This is a genomic window from Rhizobium sp. BK418 (assembly GCF_004341105.1).
GTDB lineage: Bacteria > Pseudomonadota > Alphaproteobacteria > Rhizobiales > Rhizobiaceae > Rhizobium.
The window spans coordinates 282656-301581 of record NZ_SLZK01000006.1; the positions used below are offsets into that span (position 1 = coordinate 282656).

19 protein-coding genes and 1 pseudogene are annotated in these 18926 nt (G+C 59.1%); 4 read left to right on the top strand and 16 right to left on the bottom strand.

Translation table 11 applies throughout. The annotated features are described in order from the left end of the window. Positions 1–41 precede the first annotated feature (41 nt). Both EV281_RS23515 and EV281_RS23520 read right to left on the bottom strand, forming a co-directional pair. Positions 42–689, bottom strand: a complete 648-nt coding sequence (locus EV281_RS23515) for a response regulator transcription factor (RefSeq protein ID WP_132656666.1) — start codon at positions 687–689, stop codon at positions 42–44. Further along, complete coding sequence (locus EV281_RS23520; RefSeq protein WP_132656667.1) at positions 686–2071, bottom strand: cache domain-containing protein; 1386 nt, start codon at positions 2069–2071, stop codon at positions 686–688. Before EV281_RS23520 ends, EV281_RS23515 begins: the two co-directional genes overlap by 4 nt. A gap of 222 nt (positions 2072–2293) precedes the next feature. Between EV281_RS23520 and EV281_RS23525 the strand changes: the two genes are divergently transcribed. Further along, entirely contained in the window at positions 2294–2479 is a 186-nt protein-coding gene (locus tag EV281_RS23525; protein WP_132656668.1) for a DUF3008 family protein, read from the top strand. A 171-nt stretch (positions 2480–2650) separates the two neighbouring features. Further along, the gene (locus EV281_RS23530) at positions 2651–2983 is read left to right on the top strand and encodes a four-helix bundle copper-binding protein (RefSeq protein ID WP_132656669.1); all 333 of its coding nucleotides are present in this window, start codon (positions 2651–2653) and stop codon (positions 2981–2983) included. A 99-nt stretch (positions 2984–3082) separates the two neighbouring features. On the opposite strand, the pseudogene EV281_RS23535 reads toward EV281_RS23530, so the two are convergent. The 8 genes and pseudogenes from EV281_RS23535 to EV281_RS23570 all read right to left on the bottom strand — a co-directional run. Next, positions 3083–3199: pseudogene (locus EV281_RS23535) on the bottom strand (ABC transporter ATP-binding protein); the annotation flags it as partial. A gap of 10 nt (positions 3200–3209) precedes the next feature. Next, positions 3210–3902: a hypothetical protein gene (locus EV281_RS23540; protein ID WP_132656670.1), complete on the bottom strand. Its 693-nt coding sequence runs from the start codon at positions 3900–3902 to the stop codon at positions 3210–3212. Between the two features lie 10 nt (positions 3903–3912). Further along, positions 3913–4965: a sn-glycerol-3-phosphate ABC transporter ATP-binding protein UgpC gene (gene ugpC / locus EV281_RS23545; protein WP_132656671.1), complete on the bottom strand. Its 1053-nt coding sequence runs from the start codon at positions 4963–4965 to the stop codon at positions 3913–3915. Between the two features lie 16 nt (positions 4966–4981). Continuing rightward, positions 4982–5824, bottom strand: a complete 843-nt coding sequence (locus EV281_RS23550; RefSeq protein ID WP_132656672.1) for a carbohydrate ABC transporter permease — start codon at positions 5822–5824, stop codon at positions 4982–4984. Next, positions 5814–6746: a sugar ABC transporter permease gene (locus tag EV281_RS23555; protein ID WP_132656673.1), complete on the bottom strand. Its 933-nt coding sequence runs from the start codon at positions 6744–6746 to the stop codon at positions 5814–5816. The genes EV281_RS23550 and EV281_RS23555 overlap by 11 nt, the downstream gene beginning before the upstream one ends. 11 nt (positions 6747–6757) lie before the next feature. Continuing rightward, the gene (locus EV281_RS23560; RefSeq protein ID WP_132656674.1) at positions 6758–8029 is read right to left on the bottom strand and encodes a sugar ABC transporter substrate-binding protein; all 1272 of its coding nucleotides are present in this window, start codon (positions 8027–8029) and stop codon (positions 6758–6760) included. A 40-nt stretch (positions 8030–8069) separates the two neighbouring features. Next, positions 8070–9671 (bottom strand): FAD-dependent oxidoreductase, encoded by a 1602-nt coding sequence (locus EV281_RS23565; RefSeq protein ID WP_132656848.1) that lies wholly within the window; start codon positions 9669–9671, stop codon positions 8070–8072. Between the two features lie 28 nt (positions 9672–9699). Continuing rightward, a complete protein-coding gene (locus tag EV281_RS23570; RefSeq protein WP_132656675.1) occupies positions 9700–10731 on the bottom strand; it encodes a LacI family DNA-binding transcriptional regulator in 1032 nt (343 codons plus the stop codon). A gap of 329 nt (positions 10732–11060) precedes the next feature. On the opposite strand from EV281_RS23570, the gene EV281_RS23575 reads away from it, so the two are divergent. Then, positions 11061–11354, top strand: coding sequence for a hypothetical protein (locus tag EV281_RS23575; protein WP_132656676.1), 294 nt, complete (start codon positions 11061–11063; stop codon positions 11352–11354). Positions 11355–11525: 171 nt separating this feature from the next. On the opposite strand, the gene EV281_RS23580 is transcribed toward EV281_RS23575, so the two are convergent. The 6 genes from EV281_RS23580 to EV281_RS23605 form a co-directional block, all read right to left on the bottom strand. Further along, positions 11526–12272, bottom strand: coding sequence for a ribonuclease activity regulator RraA (locus EV281_RS23580; protein ID WP_132656677.1), 747 nt, complete (start codon positions 12270–12272; stop codon positions 11526–11528). Positions 12273–12293: 21 nt separating this feature from the next. Continuing rightward, complete coding sequence (locus EV281_RS23585) at positions 12294–13457, bottom strand: mandelate racemase/muconate lactonizing enzyme family protein (RefSeq protein ID WP_132656678.1); 1164 nt, start codon at positions 13455–13457, stop codon at positions 12294–12296. A 33-nt stretch (positions 13458–13490) separates the two neighbouring features. Next, positions 13491–14588: an ABC transporter ATP-binding protein gene (locus EV281_RS23590; protein ID WP_132656679.1), complete on the bottom strand. Its 1098-nt coding sequence runs from the start codon at positions 14586–14588 to the stop codon at positions 13491–13493. 10 nt (positions 14589–14598) lie between these two features. Beyond that, entirely contained in the window at positions 14599–15489 is an 891-nt protein-coding gene (locus EV281_RS23595) for a carbohydrate ABC transporter permease (protein ID WP_132656680.1), read from the bottom strand. Next, entirely contained in the window at positions 15486–16445 is a 960-nt protein-coding gene (locus tag EV281_RS23600; protein WP_132656681.1) for a sugar ABC transporter permease, read from the bottom strand. The genes EV281_RS23595 and EV281_RS23600 overlap by 4 nt, the downstream gene beginning before the upstream one ends. 73 nt (positions 16446–16518) lie before the next feature. Further along, the gene (locus tag EV281_RS23605; RefSeq protein ID WP_132656682.1) at positions 16519–17997 is read right to left on the bottom strand and encodes a sugar ABC transporter substrate-binding protein; all 1479 of its coding nucleotides are present in this window, start codon (positions 17995–17997) and stop codon (positions 16519–16521) included. A gap of 209 nt (positions 17998–18206) precedes the next feature. On the opposite strand from EV281_RS23605, the gene EV281_RS23610 reads away from it, so the two are divergent. Then, positions 18207–18917, top strand: coding sequence for a GntR family transcriptional regulator (locus tag EV281_RS23610; protein ID WP_132656683.1), 711 nt, complete (start codon positions 18207–18209; stop codon positions 18915–18917). The last annotated feature ends 9 nt before the right edge of the window (positions 18918–18926 follow it).

Genomic DNA, 18926 nt, shown 5'->3' on the forward strand with positions numbered 1-18926 from the left:
ACCGTAATCTGATGGTCGCTACCCAGTAGTGGGTAGGGCGGTCAGAGCGCCGAGATCAGGCCATGCTCGATCGCAATGCGTGTCAGATCGGCTGTGGTGGAAACGCCAAGCTTGCGCTTGATCGTTTTGCGGTGCGTTTCGACCGTCGCGACGGACAGGTCGAGCAATGCCGCAATCTCCTTATTGCTGCGCCCCATGGCAAGATGCGCGAGGACCTCGCGCTCGCGCACCGTGAGCGGGAAGGCACTACTCTCCGCCTTTCGCTTTTGTTGAAGGAGAACCTCAGACACGCCGGTGGAAAAATAGGTTCCACTTGCCGCGACAGTTTCGATCGCTCTCACGATCTCTTCGTTAGGAACATCCTTTAGGATGTAGCCGGACGCTCCCCTCAGGACCGATGCGGAAATATATTCGCGGCTGTCATGCATCGACAGCATCAAGACCCTTGTGGATGGAGCTTCCCTTTTGAAGAGTTCAATGGCGTCTATGCCGCTGATCTGCGGCATGTTGATGTCAAGGAGAACGATGTCGGGGGCCAGCCCTGCCACAATGTCCAGTCCCGATCGAACAGCGCTTGCGGTGCCGACGACTTTGATATGTTCATAGGTTTCGAGGATCGCGCGCAGGCCTTCGAGGACCAGCGGATGGTTGTCGACAAGGACGACGGAGATTTCTCGTTTTATGTTCATGCTGCCTTCGACGCCGGCGGCCTCACGTTCGCAGATCTCGGGAACATCGCAGTCAGCGCGGTGCCTTGTTCGTTGGTCTGGACGATCAAAATCCCCCGGAAATGCGCCATCCGTTCCTGCATGTTTCTTAGCCCCAGTCCACCAGAATAGGTCTGGCCTCCATCGGCCGCTTTTTTGCTGAAGCCAACCCCGTTATCCGCGATCGACATGCGCACGCGGCCCTTGGTACTCCAGATCCTGATTGCCACCTGAGAGGCACCGGCATGTCGTTCAACATTTGAAAGTGCCTCCTGTGCGATCCGATAGAGTGCAGTGTTGGCTTCGGGTTTGAGCGTGTCGAGTGTCGAGGATTCGACAGATACCGCAATCCCTGTCCGCTCTTCGAAGTGATTTCCAAGAGACGTCAAAGCGGCGCTCAGCCCGAGATCATCGAGAACACGAGGTCTCAATTCATGCGACAGATCCCTGACCTCCTTGATCGCTCCATTTAATGCGTCGATTCCCCGGTCGATCGCGGCGCCAGCGTCGGCGGTGTTTGCCCTCACCTTTCGAGAGGCGAGATCAAACACATAGCGGACCCCGACCAGGTTTTGTGAGACGCTATCGTGCAGTTCTCGGGCAAGCCTTGCCCGCTCTTCCTCTTGTGTGTCGATGATACGCTGCGTTAGCAGCTTTTGTTTGCCATCAGCCAATCGGCGTTCGTGAAGAGTGATCCACATGCAGGTCGCAAAGACCAGGAGAACCGACGGAATGGCGATGAGTGTCACGATGACAAAGGTGCGCCTGATGCTCTGCTTCAGGTCCGCCTTGGCGGTGGCGGTCTGGGCAAAGACGTCATCGAGATAGACGCCGGTACCGATCATCCAGCGCCATTTATCGAGGCCGGCGGCAAAGGAAAGTTTGTCGGCCATCGATCCGCTGGAAGGCTTTTCCCATTTATATTGATGCAATCCTCCGCCTTCTTTTGCCTTGGCGATAAGGTTCGCGATCACCTGGTCACCGTCGGGATCAGTGAGGTCAAGCCAATTGTGTCCCGGCCTGAACGATTGGCGAGGGTGAACGATATTGTTGCCGTCGTAGTCGTACACGAAGAAATAGCCGTCCTGTCCGTAGTCGAGAGACGTCAATATCCGTCGTACCTGCTCCTTCGCCTTCTCATCGTCCGGCGCCGCTTTGTCGTAAACCTCCTTGATCGCCGACAGAGCCAGGTTTGTAAGATTGAGAAGCTCGGTCTCCTTCGCCCGCAGCATGTTGCGTTCAAACGCGTCGATACTGCTCTGGGCCAAAGTTGAAGACTGCCAAGTGGTAAAGGCTGTGATCAGGGCGATAGCCAGCACCAGTGGAAGAACCGCAAGCGCAAGGATTTGATGACGAAGTTGCAAGGTGAGGCCTCTCGTGAAGGGAGGAGATTAGTTCGTCTCTCCCATTCGACTCAAGCTTTGAATTTTGAGCCTTGACGGCGGCCGACCGCCGGCCGGCGTCGGTCGTCGGATCAGCATCCGCACTCGACACGCTGGGTTCGCCTCTCTCTGAGGGTGGCTCGAACCCAATGCGGGAACTTTGGTCGTCGGCAATCGTTGGCGCTCGCAGAAAGGAGAATCTCCATGCCCGCAAAATCGAAAGCCCAACAGAAAGCGGCCGGCGCCGCCCTGTCTGCCAAACGTGGCGATACACCGAAAAGCAAGCTCAAGGGTGCCTCCAGACAAATGGTCGATTCCATGAGTGAGAAGCAACTGGAAGAGTTCGCCTCGACCAAGCGCAAAGGAAAACCGCAGCACGCGTCGCACTGATCCGTCGCTGCGGCGAGTAAGGTTTGCCGCTGGCAGAAGCGGCCCGCAACCGGATCGATCGGCCAATGCAGGAAAGGACGGTGTCTGCACCATGTGACGCGCTCGGGGAACAATTGCCGGCGCTGTAGATCTACCGACTTTCAAGCCATCGGAAGAGAAGGAAATCAACCAATGCAGCACATTTCGCCGGACATGAAATCTTGCATCGAGGCCTGCCTGGCTTGCTACAGCGAATGCCTGTCGACGGCCACGGGACATTGCCTGCAGCTGGGTGGCAAACACGTCGAGCCAGCGCATTTCAAGCTGATGATGGCGTGTGTGGAGATCTGCCGGACGTCGGCGCATTTCATGCTTATCGGTACGGAACATCATAAGCACACGTGCCGCGAGTGCGCGGAAATCTGCCGCCAATGCGCTGCCGATTGCGAACGTATCGGCGACATGGAAAGTTGCGTTGAGGCATGTCGCAGATGCGCCGAGAGCTGCGAGCAAATGGCGGCCTAGTCTTGGTCAGGCCCCCTGGCCGATACTTTCGGATCGATGCGCTGCGCTCCCCGCTTCGTGGCCTTGGTCGATGAATGCCGACCGGGCCTGTCATGACTGTTACATGAAGCTGGCCTCGAACAGCTCGCGGGAGTAGGTTTCGTGGGTCGTTCCCGTTTCGAGATCGCTTTTTGAAAGCTCGTCGATGAAGCGGCCATCCTTCATGACCAGCACGCGGCGGTGAGTTTCAGTGCCTGGTCGCAGCGACGATCGGCTGTACTGCCGCTCTCATGCTCTCCGGCGTCGTGCCGGTGACGATGACGCCAAGAAGAGGAGCTGCGATACCTGCATCCCTCAGCTTCGTCATATCATCCGGCACAAACCTCTTTTGGCTTGGGGCGATGACCGGTATGCCCGCCTTGCTCGCGATCGCCCGGTAGCGGGAGAGATCGGTCTCGTCGAGCAGCTTTCCGTAATCGGCAAAGGAAGCCACCGAAGCCTCCATCATGGCGCCGGGAATGGCAAGAATCCGCCGCAAATCATCATCTGTGCTCGCCTCTCCAAGCGCGGGAATGGGCCGCAGCTTCGACTGTAGCAGATGCGGCTGCATATCGCTGAAATAGAGATTGAAGCCCTCGAAGCCGAGATCGGCGAGCGCGTCCATCTCCTGTGGACTCGGAACATTTTCCTGCCCGGCCATGACGAGAAGTGGAACGCCAAGCGTCGCAAGTTCCTCGAAGAACGGCCGTTCCTCGGTAAAACTGCCGAAGGTCGTGCCAGTGGCGCGATGATAGGCGTTGAGATGGACCTTGATCGCAAATGCACCCGCCTCGATGGCCGCCTTGGCGAGCTCGAGATCATGACGCGCAAGCGACACGATGACAGGAAATTCGCCGTTTCGTAGTGCCCTGGTAAGCCTGGTTTCCGGATAGGTCGGCATGGGAACGGCCTCAGTTCAGACGCTGGCCACCATCGGCGGCGAAGAGGTGGATATTAGAAAGCTCCGGGCGAACGCGTATTGTCGCGCCGGAAGAGAGCGAGACACGTTCGCGAAAGACGCCGGTCACCTGCGTTTTGCCGAGCCTCATCGTCACTTGGGTTTCCGAGCCCATCGGTTCGACCAGGACGATCTCCGCCGGCACGCCAGCGTCATCGAGTGCGAAATGTTCCGGCCGGATACCGTAAACAGCCTTACGCTCTTCCAGTCCAGGTGCGGTTTGCGGCAACGGCAGGACGATGCCGGGTGCCGCAAAGCCTTTGTCGGTGATTGTGCCGTTCAGGAAATTCATGGATGGCGATCCGATGAAGCCGGCCACAAACTGATTGGCCGGGCGGTCGTAGAGATCGAGCGGCGCCCCAATCTGCTCCACCCGCCCTGCATTCAGCACGACGATCTTGTCGGCCATGGTCATAGCCTCGACCTGGTCATGGGTGACGTAGATCGTCGTTGTCTTGAGCTTCTGATGCAGGCTCTTGATCTCGCCACGCATGACGACGCGTAGCTTGGCGTCGAGGTTCGACAATGGTTCGTCGAAAAGGAAGACCTGCGGATTGCGAACGATCGCACGGCCCATCGCGACACGCTGGCGCTGGCCGCCGGAGAGCTGGCGCGGATAGCGATCGAGAAGATGGGACAGGCCAAGGATGTCAGCCGCCCAATTCACGCGTTCGGTGATCTCTGTCTTGCTGGTGCCGCGATGCTCGAGCGAGAAACCCATATTGGTCGCAACCGTCATATGCGGATAGAGCGCGTAGTTCTGGAAAACCATGGCGATGTCGCGATCCTTGGGATCAAGATCGTTGACCACTCGGCCGCCGATCTGGATCGTCCCGCCGGTAATCGTCTCGAGCCCGGCAATCATCCGAAGCAGCGTGGACTTGCCGCAGCCGGATGGACCGACCAACACGACGAATTCGCCGTCACGGATCCCGAGATCGGCGCCGTGGATGATGTCGAGAGCACCATAGCTCTTGCGGACGCGGGAAAGGGTAACTTCAGCCATTGGAAAATCCGGTTCTTCAGCCCTTGAGGCCGGTATGCGCGAGCCCTTCGACGAAATGCTTCTGCGCGATGATGAAGACGATGAGGACGGGTAGTGCCGTCAGCGTTGCGGCAGCGAGCTGGATGTTCCACATCGGCCCGCCATAGGCATCGGTATATTGGGTAAGCGCCTGGGGCAGAGTGAACTTGTCCGCGCTCGACAGGAACACGATCGGCTCCAGGTAGAGGTTCCAGGAATGCAGGAAGGTGAAGATCGCCACCGAAGCCAGCGCCGGCCTTGCAAGCGGCAGAGCGATTTTGCGGAAGATCTTGAAACGTCCAAGGCCGTCGACGCGTGCCGCCTCTTCCAGCTCGGCCGGCAGCGTGACGAAAAACTGCCGCATGACGAATGTGGCAAAGACGCTCGGCGCACCAAAGATCGGCACCAGGATCAGTGGCCAATGCGTGTTGACCATGCCGGCCTTCAGGAACATCTGGAAGAGCGGCACGATCGTCACTTCCGAAGGGATCAATAGCCCGAGCAGCACGATCATGAAGATCGTGTTGGCGAAGGGAAACTTGATACGAGCAAACGCGTAGCCGGCCATCGATGAGACGATCATCGTGCCGATCGTTACGATGGCGGCGATATAGGCAGAATTCCAGTATTGCGTCACGAACGGCTGCAGCTCAAAGACCTTGCTATAGGTCGTCCAGTCATAGCTCTGCGGCACGATCTGCGGCGGGAAGGCGAAAATATCGCTGATCGGCTTCACGGAGGAGGTGACCATCCACCAGGTCGGGAAGACGAAGGGGATGAGCAGCACGCACATCAGCCCGTAAAGAAAAACCTTCATGCGCGGAGAGATCTCAGCTTTCATAAAATACGATCCTCTTGCGCAATTGCCACTGGGCGAAGGTCAGTAGCGCGACGATCAGGAAGAGCAGGATCGACAATGTCGAACCGTAGCCGAAGAAATGGAACTGGAAGGCCTGCTGGTAGAGATAGTAGACGAGCACCGTCGTCGAGAGGCCTGGCCCGCCCTGCGTCAACACTGCGATCTGCGCGAAGACCTGCAGCGATCCGACGATGGTGATGATCGACGTCAGGAGGATGGTCGGGCTGATCAGCGGCAGGGTGATGCGGCGGAACTGTTTGAAGCGCGGAGCACCATCGATGCGGGCCGCCTCGTAGAGTTCGTTCGGTACGCCCTGGAGGGCCGCGAGAAACAGGATCATGTTGAGGCCGACATTCTTGAACACCTGGACGATGATGACCGAGATCATCGCTGTGGTTTCACTGCGCAGCCAGTTCGGTCCCTCGACCCCGAAAAGCTGTAGCATGCCGTTGATGCCGCCATTCTTCTGTAACAGGAATCCCCAGACGATCGTCCAGGCCACAAGCGACACGACCACCGGCGAGAAGAACAGCGTCCGGAAGATGGTAATGCCTGCAAGCTTCTGGTTCAACAGGACCGCGAGCAACAAGGCTAGCGACAGGTTGAGTACCACGAGCCCGGCGGAGAAGATCGCGGTCGAGCCCAGCACCTGCACCAGGTTCGGGTCCTCGATGAGCATCTGGTAGTTCTGCGCGCCCGTATAGGTGAACGTATTGGCGAGCACGTTCCACTCGTGCAGCGAATACCAAAAGACGAGACCGAGCGGGACCAGCACGAAGATGATTATGCCGATCAGCTGCGGAGCGATGAACAGGAAGCCGGCAAGGCTGTCGCGCCGCGCAACCGTCCAGAACGGCGACGAGGACCGGCCCTCCGGTGTTGCGTTGTCTTGTGCGACAGCCATCCTTTGTCTCCTCAGCGCTTGAGCAGCGGGCCGATCTGACCGCAGACCGTCTTGAGCGTGCCGGCAACATCGGCATCCGGGCGCCAGACGGCGTCAAGGCCGGAGCGTACGGTCTGCTGGATCTGGGCAAAGCCTGTATGGCCAGGGATCACCTTGCCGGTCGCAATGCCGGCAATGACGACCTTATCGATCTGCTCCTGGCTGAGCAGCGGATTGGTCTTCTTCAGCACTTCCGCGTTGAGCAGCGATTTGCGGGCAGAGGGGAAGAACTGGCTGAGCTTGGCCGAGTTTTCCGGGTTTGTCATATAGGCGACGAATTCCGCGGCTGTCTTGGCGTTCTTCCCCGATTGCATGACGCCGATACCGGCCTGGCCGATCAGCGCATAATCGCCAGCAGGTCCCTTGGGCAGCGGCACCAGATCCCAGGAGAAGGGCTTCTCCTTCGGCAGGAGCGATGCGCGGCTGATCTGGGTGATGGTCATGGCAGCATTGCCGGCGAAGAAATCGACATTTTCGCCAGGGCCGGGCATCGCCTTCTTGTCGAAGATCGCGTCATGGATGAAGTTGACCGCATCGACCATCGGCTTTTCGGTCATCGTGCAGGTCTTACCGTCGGCGCTCCAGGGTGCAGCACCAAAGCCGTTCCAGATCGATGCGAGGTTCTGCCACATCTGATAGTTGAAGTCGCGGACGATCAGGCCGCCCTTGCCAGTCTTGCCGACGGCGGAAGCTGTTGCAATCGCGTTGTCCCAGGTCCATTCGCCGGTAGCGATCATTTCGGCGGGCGTCTTGGCGCCAGCTGCCTTGATCACGTCATTGTTGACGAAAACGCCGAAGGGCGAGGTGGAGAAGGGGTAGGCATAGAGCGTGCCGTCCTTCTGCCAGCGCTCGGTCGCCGTCGTGCTCACTTCGTCGAGATTGTAACCCGGTGCTGCCTTAAGCGTGTCGGTGAGCGGATAGAGCGCGCCGGAATTGACGAAGTCATAGGCGGCCGTTTCGAAGATCCAGGCCATGTCAGGCGCATTGCCGCCGGCGATCTGGGTGGTGAGCGCCGTCGTATAGGTGTCGAACGGCAGCGACTCGAAGGTCACGGTGACGTTCGGATGATCTTTCTTGAAGTTGGCCGCGATCTCGTTGAAAAGCTTCAGATGCGGTTCTGCTGCGCTCCAGATGGTCATGCGCAGGTTGACGGCGTCTTCAGCACTGACGATACCGCTCCAGGCGAGCGGCACCGTCAGTGCAAGTGCCGCCATTGCCGATTTCAGTCTTCTGTTCCTGTTCATTCCCGTTCCTCCTCCAAAGTTTGGTTATGCTGATGACGCCTCAGTAGGCGGAGATGACCGGCCAGCGGATCTCGATGCCTTCCCGGACGAGTTCCTTCTGAAAATCGTGGAGATGCGCGTTGTTTTCCTGGACCTGATGAGGCTTGAGCCCCTTGTCGAGGCAGTGGGCGGCCAGCATGCCGGCCGCTTCGCCGATGTTCCATTCGACCGGGTGCAGGCGGTAGCAGCCATTGGTGATGTGGGTGGTGCCGATATTCTTGCCGGCCGCAATCAGGTTCGTCATGCGCTGCGGCAGCAGGGCGCCAAGCGGGATCTCGAAGGGGCAGGATGGCACATCGATATAGTTGTCGCCGCCAGTCGAGGGGTGCAGGTCGATGCGGTACATGCCGATGCCGATGCTGTCGCGATAGCTGACCGCGCCCTTGTCGCCGCGCACCGCATAGGAGAGATCCTGTTCGGTGATACGGGTGACCGGCTTGATGCGGCGGCTTTCACGGATATAGGGCGCCATGGCGAGGCCGTGCTCTGTGCCGGTGATATCGCCGCGAAGCCGCAAGCCCTTGTAACCCTGCCCACCATCGATGCGTGGCGCTTCGGTCTGCAGCCAATAGAAGACGGAATAGGAAAGATCGGCCGCCGATTTCAGATGCCGCGCCTTGTCTTCCTCGGACACGTCGATGATGGTTCCGTCCATGTAATCGATCATCGGCCAGTTCACGAAGCAGATGTCGGACTGGTAGAAGCCAGGCTGAAAATTGCCCCGCGCCGCGATGCGGCGGAAGAGCCAGAGATTTTCATCACCGCCGCCCTTGCGTTGGTCGGCATCGACAAGCAGCGGGTTGTCATCGACATTAGGCGTGAAGCTGCGCGTGGTGAATTCCAGCGTGCGAGGGTGCGGCGCAGTGAAACCGAGCAGCGGACCACCCCAGAAATGTGGCTGATACTTGCGCCAGTAGTCATAATTGTCAGGCTTGTCGATCGTCTGGTCGCCGTCAACGCAATCGACGGCAAAGCAGACCGAGACCGCCTGGACATTGTCCGGCTGGGCTTCGGAAGGGGCGCTCGGTTCGCCGGTGTCGGACTGCGCCTCGAAGCCTTTGACATAGTCGGTGCCGGTCATCGGCAGCAGGTCGCCGAGTTCGGTGGCGTCAAGAATGTAGGAGGCCGAAATGACGATCTCGCGGTCGCTATCGCGATGACGCACAGTGATGGAGCGCACGCTGTCACCTTCGACGTCTGCCGAGACTGGACGGTAGGGCTGCAGCACCATTAGTCTGCCGGCGCCGCGATAGGGCATCAGCATCGCCTCCATCACCGCCAAGGTGACGCGCGGCTCGGCGCAGATGCGGCTCACCCAGCCGCCGCCAGGATTGAGATCGCTCCAGGCGCGGGCGCCCTCAGTCAGCGGATAATTGTCGCGATAATATTGCCGCACGCCATTGCGCAGGCGGCGATAGGAGCGCGTGATACCGAATTGCTCGACCCAGGTATGCTCGTCAGAAGGCACGGCCTGGCTCGTCGATTGACCGCCGATCCAGTCGAATTCCTCGGTCATGATGACGCTCTTGCCGGCTCTGCAGGCGCCGAGCGCAGCCGCAACGCCGCCGAGGCCGCCGCCCACCACCAGAATATCTGCACGCATCTCTTTTGCTGCCATGTCTGTCACGTTTTCAGGTCCGTTTCTTTGCTGGTCCGAGGGTTTGGCCCTCGACGGGTTCGCAGGTCAGAAGAATTTGTTCGACGGGCGCGGCACCCTCGATGCGGCGCACCAGCATCGCGGTCGCTTGCCGCCCCATTTCCTCACGCGGAATGTTGAACGAGGTGAACTGCACGTGGCTGCGCTCTGCCCGGACATGGCTGCCGAGCACCACGGCCGAGAAATCGCCAGGAATGGACAGGCCGCGTTCGCGTGCGGCCGCCTCGACACGCACCGCATCGGCCAATTCGACGAAGAACACTGCCGTCGCGCTGCTTGCGACAATCGCATCGAGTGTCTCGACGGCGCTCCGGCCGACCTCGTCCACGTGCAAAACCAGTTCCACTCTTCCCGTTATCGCGTGCGAAAAACCGCGCCAGCGATCGACGATGGACTCGGCTGATCCGCTTGGACCGATGAAGGCAAGCCGCTCATGTCCGAGTGCGAACGCCTTTTCGACCAAGGTCCGCGTGGCGCTAGCGTAATCGCCGCCGACGTAAGGAACAGGCCCGCCAGCGTCCTCACGTCGGCCGATCGCCACGAATGGGTAATCGCCCGTTACAAGCCGCTTGAGTTCGGCCCGATCGAATTCACGACCGAGGACGAGGCAGCCATCGGCGATGCGCAGCCGGTTGCCGTCGGCAAAGATCTTGCGCTCACGGCCGACACCGGCGCCGGTCAGGAGGAGCAGGTCGTAATTCTGCACTTGTGCCTCTTCCTCGATACCAAGCAGGAAAGGCGCAAAGAAGTCCGCCTGCTCGCTCGGAAAGGCCGGCTCGTAGGTGAAAACACCGAGAATGCGATTGAGACCCTTGGCCATCCGACGAGCGATTGGATCGGCGACATATCCCGTCTTGCGAATGACCTCCTGGACGCGCTCGCGCGTCTCCTCGGGAATGCGCGCCAAGGCCGTCGGTGCACCGTTTAGCACAAGCGAAACTGTTGCCTGGCTGACGCCGGCTAGTTTCGCAATATCATGCTGCGTCAAGCGCTTAGTGCCTGCCACGGATACTTCCCCCATCTTCCTTTGATTGCTAATGCGTATTAGCAGCTAATGCGTATAAACAGTATCTACGGTGTGACTGTCAAGGGCGAAATGTGAGACGATTGATGACGTCACCAGAACGTCTGAAAGCACAGAGGATTTCGCATCTGACCTCGCATTCCAGTGTTGGAGGCATCGCCGCTTGCCGATGGCAAGCGCGTCGTGGCCGTATCTGACAACTCACAGTCGGCGCCCGCAGGGCCTACCAAGATGACCAGCGCATCTGAAGGACGAATGACAGCTTACGCCTGCACTTGAAGCCGAGCTGCAAACACTCGTAGAAGAGGCGGATGTCCTATTTCAAGATCACGCCGCACCCAGTACTCGTAGAAGCTGAAGATGCCGAAACCGCTGCATTGAAAGCTCGTCAGCTTATCCTTCACGCTCGAGTCCATAGATACGAGGTCGTTGGACCGGATGGCGCAGCGATCTGGGTGGAGCTTTCGGCGGAAGGTGTTGATGTTGCGTCGCTGAGTGATCGAGCTGCCGATTTGCTGTCTTTGCCCAAGGAGACGGTCCTCGAAGAACCGCAAGTCGTCGTCAAGCGGAGCCTGTTTCGGCGCCTTTTTAATCGGTTCTCTTAAAAATTCCTGGTTTTCGGTCGCGACATCCGTCGACTCCTGGGCAAGATAGCCAACTCTGGATATTCCAACCTGCAAGGCGCGGTATCCTTACGAACGCGGCGGCGGTCATGCCTCGGAACCCCCATGAACGCCGGCCATATCCGGAAAATTCACCCGCCTTGGGCGATCTGGCTAAGTTGTTCCCAAGCGGTTTGCTTTACGCCACTCTTCGTATTCTCCACGGGCATCGTTATGCAGCGGATAGTAGCGCTGCAACGATCCACCCTCCATAAGCTTCGCTCGCGAGAACTCCTCCCACTCGTGATGCTTTTGCGATTCCTCGATTACCTTCGAGGCCATTGCGACTGGAACGACGACCACCCCATCATCGTCGGCGACGATAATGTCTCCAGGGATCACGGTGACACCGCCGCAGGCAATGGGGACGTTGACGGCGTTGGGATAGATGCCGGTCTGCACATGATAGTTGGGCGTCCAGCCGCGCAGCCACAGAGGGAGATCCAGCTTCTCGACATTGGGCCGATCGCGCATGCACCCATCGATCACGATGCCTGCGCCGCCTCTGCCCTTGAAATAGGTCGACATCATATCGCCGAAGACGCCCGAGCTCATGTCGCCGCGCGCGTCGACAACGACAACGTCGCCCTCCTGCGCGTGATAAAGCACATGGCGATGCAACTGCGTCTCCGGATTGGCATATTCCCCCTCGGTGAAGAGGTCCGGTCGCTGCGGCATGAATTGTAGTGTCAGGGCCGGCCCGACGATCGACTTTCCACGATTCTGCGGCACGGGACCGACCATGTGCGGATTGCGGAAGCCCATGTGGCCAAGCGTGCCGGAGACCGTCGCGGCGCCGATTTCCTTCAAAGCGTCGATCAGTTCTTTGGGCGGTCGTGTAATGTCGGGCGTATGCGTCATTTTAGGCTCCGGTGGATGTAACTACCAGTTTGTGACAGAACCGTCGCGGCGTTTCAGGTGAGGCGCTTCCCAGAAACGAAAGCTCTCCGCCTTGACCGCCTCTTCGTTGACCTCGACGCCAAGCCCCGGCAGGTCACTGACCGGATAGTCGGGACCGTCGAGGCGTGGCTGCACGGGGAAGAAGTCGGAATTATCGAAGCCGAGCTTTGCTTCGGGCGCCCTGGTCTCGAGCCAGGCGAAATTCGCTACCGCGGCGGCGAAATGGATTGTCGCGGCCGTGCAGACCGGGCCGAGGGGATTGTGCGGCATCAGGTCCACATAGTGCGCCTCGCTCCAGCCAGCGACTTTCATCGCTTCGGTGAGCCCGCCAACATTGCAAATATCGAGCCGGTTGAATTGATGGATGCCACGCTCGATGTAGGGCAGAAATTGCCACTTGCTGGCAAATTCCTCGCCGATGGCGAACGGGATGTCGGTCATCGTGCGCAGGGATTCGTAGGCCTGGGGCGTCTCGTCTCGTATCGGCTCCTCGAGGAAATCAAGCACGCCACGGCTGAGTTTGTTACAGAAACTCGCCGCCTCTGCCACCGACAGGCGATGATGATAGTCGATGCCGAGAACGACGTCGTCGCCCAGCGCCTCCCGCGCCTTGTTCAGCATGGTTGCGGTCGCGCCGATCGACTCTCGCGGCTCAAACACGTCCTTGCTGTTCTGACCGATAGGGAAGAAGCGGATCGCCTGCCATCCTTGTGCGCGCAGTTCGCGAGCTCGTTCGATGGCGACATCGCCCTCGGCCTCGTCACCCGTCGAGGCGAAGGTGGGAATGCGGTCGCGCTGCTTGCCGCCCAACAGGTCGTAGGCCGGCACTCCTAGCGCCTTGCCCTTGATGTCGTGAAGGGCAATGTCGATGGCGGAAATCGCCGCCTGCAGAACACGCCCGCCTTCGAAATATTGGCTGCGATAAATCTCTTGCCAGATCCGGCCAATCTGCATCGGGTCACGGCCGATGAGAAACTCGCGATAGTGCTCGATCGCGCCGGCCACGGCCTTCTCGCGGCCGCTCAAGCCGCTCTCGCCCCAGCCGAAAATGCCGCTGTCTGTCTCCACCTTGACCAGCATCTGGTTGCGCGTCCCCACCCATACTGGATAGGGCTTGATCGCGGTGATCTTAAGCTTCGACGTCATCCACGCCCTCGTTTTGCACGCATCCGCTGGATCTCAGCTGGCCTTGAGGGCCATTTCAGTTTCGCCGTCGAACAGATGCATCCGCTCCTGATCGAATTCGAGCCAAATCTGTTCGTCCGGCGCGACGGCAATGGTCGGCGGCACGCTGACATTGACGATGGCGCCGGATAGGAACGCCTGTACGAAGGTGACGTCTCCGGTCGGCTCCACCGTATAGGCCTTGGCTGGAACGCTTCCAGGCACCGCGCTCTTGTGCAGCTTGATCGTCGAGTGACGCGCGCCGAGCACGACTTTCCTGGTTGTTGCCCTCGCGACCTTCCGAGCGTTGTGTGGCGAGAGCTCGAGGCGCCAGCCCTCTGCGCTGGTCAGCACATTGCTGCCGTCTGCCGTTGATGCCTCCAGCGGAACAAGGCTCATCGCCGGGCTGCCGACGAAGCTGGCGACGAACATATTCACGGGGTGGGCAAAGACCTGCGCCGGTGAATCGTATTGCTGCAGGTAGCCGCCATTCATCACCGCCATCCTGTCGGCCATGGTTACGGCTTCGAGCTGGTCGTGCGTCACGTAGATGATCGTTGCCTTGAGGTCCTGGTGGAAACGCTTGATCTCCGACCGCATCTGCACGCGCAGCTTTGCGTCGAGGTTGGAGAGCGGTTCATCCATCAGGAAGACTGCAGGATCGCGAACGAGGGCACGGCCGAGAGCCACGCGCTGCTGTTGACCGCCCGAAAGTTCGCGTGGCTTGCGCTCGAGCAGCTGCGTCATGTCGAGCACGCGCGCTGCTTCCTTGACCTTCTTGTCGATCTCGTCCCTAGGCAGTTTGCGCATCTGCAGCGGGAACGCCAGATTTTTGTAGACCGATTTCTGCGGATAGAGCGCATAGTTCTGGAACACCATTGCGATGTCCCGGTCCTTGGGGTCGAGATCGTTGACCACCCGGTCTCCGATGACGATGTCGCCAGATGTGGTGGGGATGAGCCCCGCCACAAGATTGAGTGTGGTTGTCTTGCCGCAGCCTGAAGGGCCGACGAGCGCTACAAATTCGCCGTCGTTGACCGTCAGCGAAACGTCGTTGACAGCTTTGAAGCTGCCATAGGTCTTGACCAGATTTTTGAGGACCACGTGGGCCACGGCAACTCCCCTAGTGCTTGACTGCGCCTTCCGTAAGCGCCCGTACGAAGTATCGTTGCAGGACGAGGAACAGGACCACGACGGGCACGCTCATCATGAAGCTGGCCGCCATCAGACCCGGAAAGTCCGTTGTATTTTCCGAGAAGAAGCGCTGGATGCCGACCGGCAATGTCAATTGCTCGTTCTTGGAGAGGAAGGTGTAGGCGTAGATATATTCGTTCCATGCGCCGATGAAGGAATAGATCGCCGTGGCGATGATACCTGGCGCCGAGAGCGGCATCACGATCAGGACGAAGGCCTGGAACCGCGTCGCCCCGTCGATGCGCGCCGCCTGCTCGAGTTGCACCGGAATGTTGTCGTAGAAACCCTTGAGGAGCCAGATTGCCAGCGGCAGGCCGAATGTAAGGTAGGTGAGGATGAGCGACCCATGCGTGTTCACCAGCCCGATCGCGCGCATCAGGATGAAGAGCGGCACGAGAAAGATCACTGCCGGGAACATGTTCCGAAGCAAGACCGCGAAGAACAGAAAGTTCCGGCCCGGAAAGGTGAAGCGGGAAAACGCGTAGGCCGCAGGAACTGCCACGATCACCGAAAGGATGGTCGTGGCTGTGGAGACGAAAAGGCTATTCCAGAAGAAGCGCAGGAAGTCCTGGCCGACACTGTTTTGCGGATCGAGCAGCTTCTGGTAGCTGGCGAGCGTGGGTTGGTCCGGCCACAATTGCGGCGGGAATTGCATGGCCGCAAAGCCGGACTTGATCGAGGTGCTCAGCATCCAGACCATCGGTAACGCGGTGTAAAGCAGCATGAACACAAGGAAGATGCGTCCGCCCCACCGCCATCCATCGATGCGTATGCGGCGAGGCGCCTGGTCACGATCGGCAGTCCCGGCAATCGTGCTCATTCGCTCCCCTCCTTCTGCTCGTTGCCGGTCAGGGCACGGACGTAGAAGTAGCCGAGCGACATCAGGATCAGGAACAAGAGCACCGAATAGGCGGCTGCCACCCCCCAGCGCTGGCGGCCGAAGGCGAGTTCATAGATGTGGGTGATCCAGATATGCGACGCGTTCGACGGTCCGCCGCCGGTCATGATCCAGGGGATGATGAAAGAATTGAAGTTGGCCACTGCCAAGAGAAGGATCGTCACCGTCGAGACGTTTCTCAGGTGCGGAAAGGTAACGTGCCAGAACCGCTGCCATGCATTGGCTCCGTCGACTTTGGCGGCGCGCAGCAACTGGTCGGGAACCGTTTGCAGGCCAGCCATCATCATGATCATGGCAAACGGAAACTCTCGCCAGATATTGACGACGATCAGCGAGGGCAGCACCGTGCTGACACTGTCGATGAAATTCGGCGGCCGGTCGGCCCATCCGAGGCCGACCAACACCGCGCCAATGATCCCGAAGTCCGAATGGTAGATCCACTTCCAGATATAGGAAGCGGCGACTGCGCTAATGACCCAGGGAATGATCAGGACGGCGCGCAGGATGCCACGGCCGAGAAAGTCGCGATGGAGCGCCAGAGCGCTGGCAAACCCGAGGACAAATGAGATGAACGTGGATCCCAGTGTCCAGATAAGAGTGTTCGAGGTGACCGTCCAGAACACCGGACTTGTGAGGATGGCGACGTAATTGTCGAAGCCGACGAAAATCTTGTCCCGGAGCTGCAGGCCAGGTGGTGTATTAAAGAAAGATAGCTCGATCGTGTAGTAGATAGGGTAGGCAATGACGATGAGCATCACGGCGATCGCAGGAAGCACGTACGCGTAGTCAGCGCGATGCTCCCAAATCTTTCGTAGCGTGCCGAACCCATCGGGTTGCAGTCTTCGGCGAGCCTCGGCCTTCCCAGTCAAGATCGTCACTGTACCCTGCCCTTGTTCTTCGGAAGAAACCGGCTGCTATCGAGGCGCAGCCGGTCAGATCGTCAGGCCTGGACTAGAGTCCGCCGTCCATCAGGCTTTTTACCTTCTTGGCTGCGTCGTCCGCGGCTTGGTCGACGGTCATGGCTCCTGTCAGAGCATTCTGCAGCATGTCCGGGATGATGATGTTCATGATCTCGGGGGACTGTGGCAGCGCCGGGAACGGGATGCCGTATGGCAGCATCGACGTAGTGACATCAAGGAACTTGATACTATCAAGCCGTTCTTTCATCCATTTGGTCTTGAAGCCGTTAAGGTTTCCCGGGTTCGAGCCGGCATAGGCCATCTTCAGCGACCATTCGGGGCTCGTCCACATGCAGACCATAGCCTTTGCAGCCGGCTCGTCTACCTTGCCGCCCTCGACATATTCGGGCTTCAGGATGTGAATGTTGGAGCCGCCAAACACGACGGCACGCTTTCCGTCGGGGCCGGTCGGAATGAGGCCATAGCGCATGTTGTCGATGACGGTCTGTGCTTTCACCTTGTCTGTATCCGTCGCCTTCTTCTGCAGGTCGAGCATGACGTTGTAGTCGGACGGATGCGAGATCATCATGCCGAGCTGGCCGGCGAGGAAGAGGGGCTGGTTGTCGGCCTGCTGGTTGGTGAGCGCCGAAACCGGAACCGACTTGTCGCGAACATACATATCGTAGGAGGCTTGTAATGCCGCCTTGCTCTGCGGACTATTGAGCTCGACTTCCTGATAGGTCGGGTTGGCAGCGGCTTCATCGAAGACGCCGCCGCCATAGGCCCACAGCTGCGGCATGAAGCGGTACGGCGTATTGCCGGCATTCTTGCGAGCCACGAGGCCGTAACCGGCAATGCCGAGCTTGTCGTGGATCTGCTTGGAATATTTGACGACGTCGTCCCATGTTGCCGGAGCCTTGTCCGGATCGAGGCCTGCGCGCTTGAAGATGTCAGCGTTCCAGATGAAGGCCATCGTCTCATTGTTGGTGGGGATGCCGTAGGTCACCCCCTTCCAGGTTACAGCCTTCATTGCGCCAGGCCAGAAATCCTCGGTCGAATACCCTACATCCTCGGGTTTGAGTGGCTGCAGATAGCCCTTTGAGGCGAATTCGGTGCCGCCCAGGATCTGCAGGCGGACCGCCATGGGCGCAGCATTGCCAAGAAGGGCGGTCCGGAACTTGTCCAGCAGGTCGTTATAGGTGAGGGCCTGTTCCTCAAGCTGGATGTTTGGATAGGTTTTGCGGAAGGTCGCGAAGAAGTCCTTGTAATACTGGCGCAGGAGGTCGGGATCGCCCTCGAACACACCCTGATACCAGAATGTCAGTCGCCCCTTGTAGTCGAGCGGCGTGACTTTGGCGCAATCGGCCGCCGTGTCAAAATCCTGCGTGCCGGCAATTGAGCGCACATATTGCGGCGACCATTTGCTCAGGTCGAGCGACGCTCCCAGCGCCGATGCGGACATCAACGATACCATCAAAGCGGTGGATACAGTCCCACGCAATACGGCATTGCCGAGTGAAATCCTCGTCATAGGTAACCTCCCAGGTTTTCTCCCATGCCGCTCTGCGTCAGAGCGAGCGGTCTTTGCTCCCCGGTCGCGGGATTTCCCCTCTAATGTATCCCTTCGACCTTATCATACGTTTCCAGATCACAGATTGCCTGTCAATAAAAGAAATCGTACATTGTTTACGCCAGCCTTGCATGATATCCGAGCAATGTGTGTATTGATTGGGGACAATCTTGGCCGAGACAGATGATTTTAGAGCGCAGCCACCCGACGGGATCGATGCTATCGGGGCCTCCAGCGAGGGCGCCTCGGTTTATCAATTGATCAGGGAGGACATCATCGAAGGGCGGCTCGCTGCCAACGAACGGCTCATTATCACCGATCTCGCCCGGCGCCACGGCACCTCCACCAACCCTGTGCGCGAGGCTCTGCAGCTGCTGCGCGGGGAGGGCTTTGTCACCTTCGTTCCCAACCGCGGAGCGCGCGTCCGGCCCATAGATCAGGATTTTGTCCGCGACATTTACGAGATAGGCGTCTTGATCGAGCCGGCACTGACGCGATGGTTCGTCAATATGGCCACCGCCGAGGACATTGCTGAACTCGAACGCATCCAAGACTTGATTGAAGAGAACGACTTCGCCGATACGATCAGGCACAGCGAGCTGGATACGGCCTTCCACACCGTCATGTATCAGAAGCACTACAACCGCCACGCCGCCGAGCTTTGGTGGAAGCATCGCGAAGTACTTCGAGCCGTGAGCCGACGTTTCAACTTCACCCTCGCCCGGCGTGCTGCGATCCTTAGCGAACATCGCGAGCTCATCGCACATGTAAAGGCGGGAAATGCGCACGAGGCTGGCGAACTCATTGCACGCCATGTCGAGGGCTCAGGCAGGCACATCCTCGAACACATGCGTGCGCGTAATGCCGCTCGGGCAGGATAGATTGCACCT